3 protein-coding genes and 5 pseudogenes are annotated in these 4,851 nt (G+C 32.1%); 3 read left to right on the top strand and 5 right to left on the bottom strand.

The features are described from left to right. A pseudogene (locus tag Trichorick_RS09020) lies at positions 1 to 163 on the top strand (IS6 family transposase); the annotation flags it as partial. Positions 164 to 230: 67 nt separating this feature from the next. Here Trichorick_RS09020 and Trichorick_RS09015 read toward each other — a convergent pair. The 3 genes and pseudogenes from Trichorick_RS09015 to Trichorick_RS09005 all read right to left on the bottom strand — a co-directional run. Then, a pseudogene (locus Trichorick_RS09015) lies at positions 231 to 365 on the bottom strand (recombinase family protein); the annotation flags it as partial. Then, on the bottom strand, positions 362 to 820 hold the full coding sequence (locus Trichorick_RS09010; RefSeq protein ID WP_323739316.1) for a type II toxin-antitoxin system VapC family toxin: 459 nt from the start codon (positions 818 to 820) through the stop codon (positions 362 to 364). The gene Trichorick_RS09010 and the pseudogene Trichorick_RS09015, both read right to left, overlap by 4 nt. Further along, complete coding sequence (locus Trichorick_RS09005; protein WP_323739315.1) at positions 813 to 1,070, bottom strand: type II toxin-antitoxin system Phd/YefM family antitoxin; 258 nt, start codon at positions 1,068 to 1,070, stop codon at positions 813 to 815. Before Trichorick_RS09005 ends, Trichorick_RS09010 begins: the two co-directional genes overlap by 8 nt. 372 nt (positions 1,071 to 1,442) lie before the next feature. On the opposite strand from Trichorick_RS09005, the pseudogene Trichorick_RS09000 reads away from it, so the two are divergent. Further along, positions 1,443 to 1,621, top strand: a pseudogene (locus tag Trichorick_RS09000) (IS6 family transposase); the annotation flags it as partial. 313 nt (positions 1,622 to 1,934) lie between these two features. Then, positions 1,935 to 3,119, top strand: a complete 1,185-nt coding sequence (locus tag Trichorick_RS08995; protein ID WP_323739314.1) for a TMEM43 family protein — start codon at positions 1,935 to 1,937, stop codon at positions 3,117 to 3,119. Positions 3,120 to 3,260: 141 nt separating this feature from the next. On the opposite strand, the pseudogene Trichorick_RS08990 reads toward Trichorick_RS08995, so the two are convergent. Continuing rightward, positions 3,261 to 3,875 (bottom strand): annotated as a pseudogene (locus tag Trichorick_RS08990) (IS6 family transposase); the annotation flags it as partial. 645 nt (positions 3,876 to 4,520) lie between these two features. After that, a pseudogene (locus Trichorick_RS08985) lies at positions 4,521 to 4,851 on the bottom strand (Rpn family recombination-promoting nuclease/putative transposase); the annotation flags it as partial.

Raw genomic sequence — 4,851 nt, 5'->3', positions numbered from 1 at the left:
TAAGAAACGAACGAAGCTTACGCTAGGCTTCAAGAGCTTCCGTTCAGCAAAAATTACTATTACCGGTATAGAAAACATTCGTATAATTCAAAAAGGACAAATAATCAAATCTAACAACAATCTTTCTGCTTTCGAAAATTTTAAAATGTTAATGGATGCATAACGTCTAAAATCTTACTTTTGTCGATTAAGGCAGAAGATGCTTTACAAATGCGACAGAACCTTTCGACAAGGGTAGGGCGTTTTGTGTCTTTACCAGAACATTTATCAGTAAAGATTTTATCTAATTCAAAATTTTCTAACTGTCGTCCGTGATTTTGTTTAAAAGTACTAACTCTGACATAACCGATAGTTTTGCCTATCATAAGCTTGTAGTTGGAGGAATAAGGTTAGCATCAAGTATTTTTAAATATCCTGATTTACCATATTCCGTGATATTTTGATCAACTGTTAAAAGGTAAAAATTGTTTAGTCTTACCGAGGCTATAATTAAACGATCTGCTGGATCTTTATGTTGATAGTTTGGTAAGTTACAGCTCTCAAGCAATACAGGCACAGATAAATCAATAATATTTAAGCCTGGAAGAGATAATAACTTGTCAACCCATTCTGTTAATGTAACAGAGAATATGATTTTGCCTTTACTTACAAGCAAGGCAATTTCCCAGATTGATATAGCCGAAATATATAAATTATCTTTCTTGCGAAAATTCTCGATTGACTCTATTTGGATAGTTGTTAAATGGATCCCTTCTGCATACCAAACTAATATATGAGTATCCAGTACTAATTTTTCATTTTGCGCTGGAATATTAATCATTATTTGCTTCCCAATCTGTTGCTGAAGAATAATTTACTATATCGCCATTAATTTTTGCAGTACCTTTCATAAATCCAAAATAACTCTTAGCTTTATCCAATACAACAGTTTCTAGTGGTATTACCATAGCTATAGGTACTTTTCTTTTTGTAATAACAAAAGAACTATGTTTGTTTTTAACTTCATCTACTAGATTTAAAAAATGTTTTTTAAATTCACTAGCAGATATTTGAATATTATCATTCTTCATATCTACCTTATGACTTATTTATATATTAAATGATAGCATACAAAGGTATATACGCAAAGATATTATTTATTATCAGGTTTATTCTTAAAAGGTTATATATTATGACCTATATTTATACATAGAGTTTTAATAGTCATACATTATACTATATAGTCATATTGTAATATTTCGTGTAGAAATACGTCAAGTTAGACTTTGAAGAGATAGCTAAATTAATGTCAAGTTAATATAATATTGACTTTAAATTGACAATTTATGAGGGTAGGTTTGACATCAAGATAGGGTACACCCTATTTGCTCATGCAACTACGGGGATGTATTGGGCGTTGTTAGAGAAAGAAGTAAAATTAGCCTTACTACTATTTGCAACAAGGCCAACCGAAAAGGCTGATTAAACCTACTTTAGGATTCAAGTCAATGAAGTTTATGCTACCATAAAAGGATTTGAGATAATGCGTATTTTTAAAAAAGGCAGGTTTGATCTCTGGAAATATGGTCAAGGAATTCAAGGAGAAATTCGTATTATAACTGATAATCTATTGGGTTATTAAAACCCCAAATAACTACTATAATTCCTAACTCCTAAATACTTGCAACAACTCCATACAAGATCCAGTGAGAAAATATACTGATAGATAGGATGCTGGAGGTAAGCGAGAAATTCACCATACAAATTATAGACTAAAACAAACAAAGTGACAACTACAAAAGTAAAAAGGGAACGAGTTGCTAGAAAAATGGCTCTACCGTCACTAGAGACCAACTTATAGGTGCTATGTCATGATTACAGCCTAGTTATTGCTTGATTAAAGGGCTAGCTAATGATTTTATAACTATAAACTGTAATCAATTAGAGCAGAGTATATGCCTGGTGAATTGAAAAACCATTCTAAGCTTGGAATAAAAGGGGTTTTAAAATTATTTATTAGAATTATTAGTAGTATCACTTTATTTATTGCATCTTTTTTAGTACTTTGGTTACATGAAGAGGAAGCTATAGAGTCAATCCAAAGAATTGATGCAGGACGTAAGTTAATTACTTCGATATCTGCAAGTACAGTAGATCCAAGTAATAATGGGGCTCTCGTGCATATTTCTGGTGCGGCTATTAGTAATGAGGTACTTAAAGATGAATTATTCGGCATCAATGAGCAAGCGCTCAGATTAAAACGTATAGTAGAAATGTACCAATGGGAAAAAACAAAAGTAAGGTATAACACATATTATAATCAAATATGGTCAGAGACCCTTATAGATTCTGATAAGTTTGGTATTTACGATAAACTTGAATATAAAAATCCGACTACTATGCCTTATCAAAGTCATATATTTTCTGCTTCAAAAGTTAATGTCGGTGCATTTATGCTAGATAAAAACCTAATTGATCAGATGGATGAATTTAGTGAATATCCTGTTTCTCAACGAACATATGATCTAATTGATGATAAGTTAAAACAATCACTAAAAATCAACGATACAGAGTATTTTATAGGCAATGTGCTCAATCCACAAATTGGTGATTTACGAATCAAATATGGCATAATTAGACCGTTAGTATCAGTTAGTGTGATTGGCAAACAAAATAATAATATTATAGAAGCATTTCATACTAAAAATGGCGAAATTGCGTTAATAGTAGGGCAAAACGAGGATGCAGAAATGATGTTCAGCACTGCAGAAAATACGTATATGTATTCCTCCACCATGTGGTTATGGCGTATGTTAGCAATGGTTATGTTGTGGATAGGTTGTGGTACGACACTACATCCGTCACTTAAAAAAATTACTGATGCAGGAGTAGTGGACATTGTAAGTATGATTGTTGCATTGATAGCTAGTTTTATCATAATAGCATTGTTCTGGCTACCACATAGATCACTATTTACTGCAACTTTACTAATATTAAGTGGTTGCTGTACATTTGCCGGGCTGCATATTATTAAGCAAAATGAGATAGGAGTGGCTTTTACTGAATTTATTCGTGGCTTAATGAAGATACTATTGTATGGGGTATTTGTATATCTTATATTATATATATACTTCTCGTAACAACTCATTGTGAGTTTTAGAACTTGATAATAATGACGGATAAAAGCTTGAGTTTAAGGGCTTAACAAGTATAGTTTTTAGCGGTTCTGGTGCATCTATTATTGCAAAGTATGTTTTTACGCAAAACTAAGATTTTGGCCGTTATGCAACCATTAATGCTTTAAAGTTTTGATAAGTAGAAAGATTGTTATTAGATCCAATTAATTGTCCTTTTTGAATTATACGAATATTCTCAATACCAGAAATAGTAATTTTAGCTGAACGAAAACTCTTAAAGCCAAGCATCGGCTTCGTTCGTTTTTTAATAAATCTATGATCCTGCTCAACAATATTGTTGAGATATTTGACTTGACGCAGCTCAATTTGCATATCTTTGACAAGCTCTTTGTTTGCAGCTTTGAGAGCAGAGATATTACTGCCACTTTTATCGATAGTTACCTTTTCTGGATGACCGTTATATTTAAAAGCCTTACGGAAGAACGCTTTAGCGGCTACGGCTTTCCTCAGTAAAAACTCTATGGTGTTACCGAATGAATCAACTGCTCTATATAAATAGACCCAGCTACCATTTTTAATATAAGTTTCATCCATCCTCCCGCTATTAGCTACAGGCTTTTTACGTTTTCTTACCGCCATATCTATCAGTGGCACAAACTTTATTACCCATCTTTGCAGAGTAATATGATCTATTTTAGCGCCTCTAATGCTAGCCATTTCTTCTAAATCATGATGACTTAGAGAAAATCTACATTTCACCCCAGTTCTGGATAAGGATTGCATAAATAGAATGGAATACAACATTGCTTATGAAGCGCAGTTAGATAAGAAATATATTGGTCACCAGGGCATATTAAAAATTAGAGTAAACTTTTGACACATAGTATAAGAGGACAAGTGGAAAACCTATAGGGAAACTTAATTTTTGCTTATATGTAAGAAGAATTATATAATTTTAGTATTTCCATAGCTTGATACAAACTATGCAAATACTATTGCAAATAGATGTAAGCTGGATGTAAGCAACATTTCTCTCGGTAGTCTATTATAAGTCATGGAATGCCTTATAATAGACCGATTCTTGCTGGTCTTTGCTAAGTATACTTATAATAACTATTTTTTATCAAATTTTTTGGTAATGTAGTTGTCAGTAGACAGAAAAATATAAAGAAGCTTTAAAAAGTATAAAAGCAAAGCTGATTTGTAGAACTTTTGCTTTAAATTTTTTGTTTTGATGTAATTCACCATCCAAAAATTATTGCAGTAATAACTTGATCCTATTTATCTCATCAACGCTCTTTCCTGTAGTCATCGAAATTAATTGGAGACCGATATTTTGTTCAAGCATTTTGATTATCAAATTTAATAGAGCATTCTCTACATTGCAGGAAATTTTAGAATTATTCACGACTTCAGCTTATCAATTTCAGTTATTGGTAAACCGGTAAATTCCATGATTTCTTCTACAGTTTTTCCTTTGATAAACATTAGCTTTATTAGTTCGGCCTTACCTCTAGCTTCGCCTTCTTCTATGTATTTTTGAGCTATACTGCGCATAATATCCTCTCCGTGTGCTTCCGACAAATGATGCGTTATCAATTGCCCTAATTCTTGTTGCTTATCTTCGGACACTTTTGTGTCAGTATACCAAAGAAAGTGTTTTATGTAAATGTAGCCTTTATCTTTATCAATAAGAATAGCTTCATTAAATTCTTGCAGAAATCGCTCCCATAAT

The organism is Candidatus Trichorickettsia mobilis (assembly GCF_034366785.1).
Taxonomy (GTDB): Bacteria; Pseudomonadota; Alphaproteobacteria; order Rickettsiales; family Rickettsiaceae; genus Trichorickettsia; species Trichorickettsia mobilis_A.
This window is presented reverse-complemented; position numbering and strand designations above follow the sequence as displayed.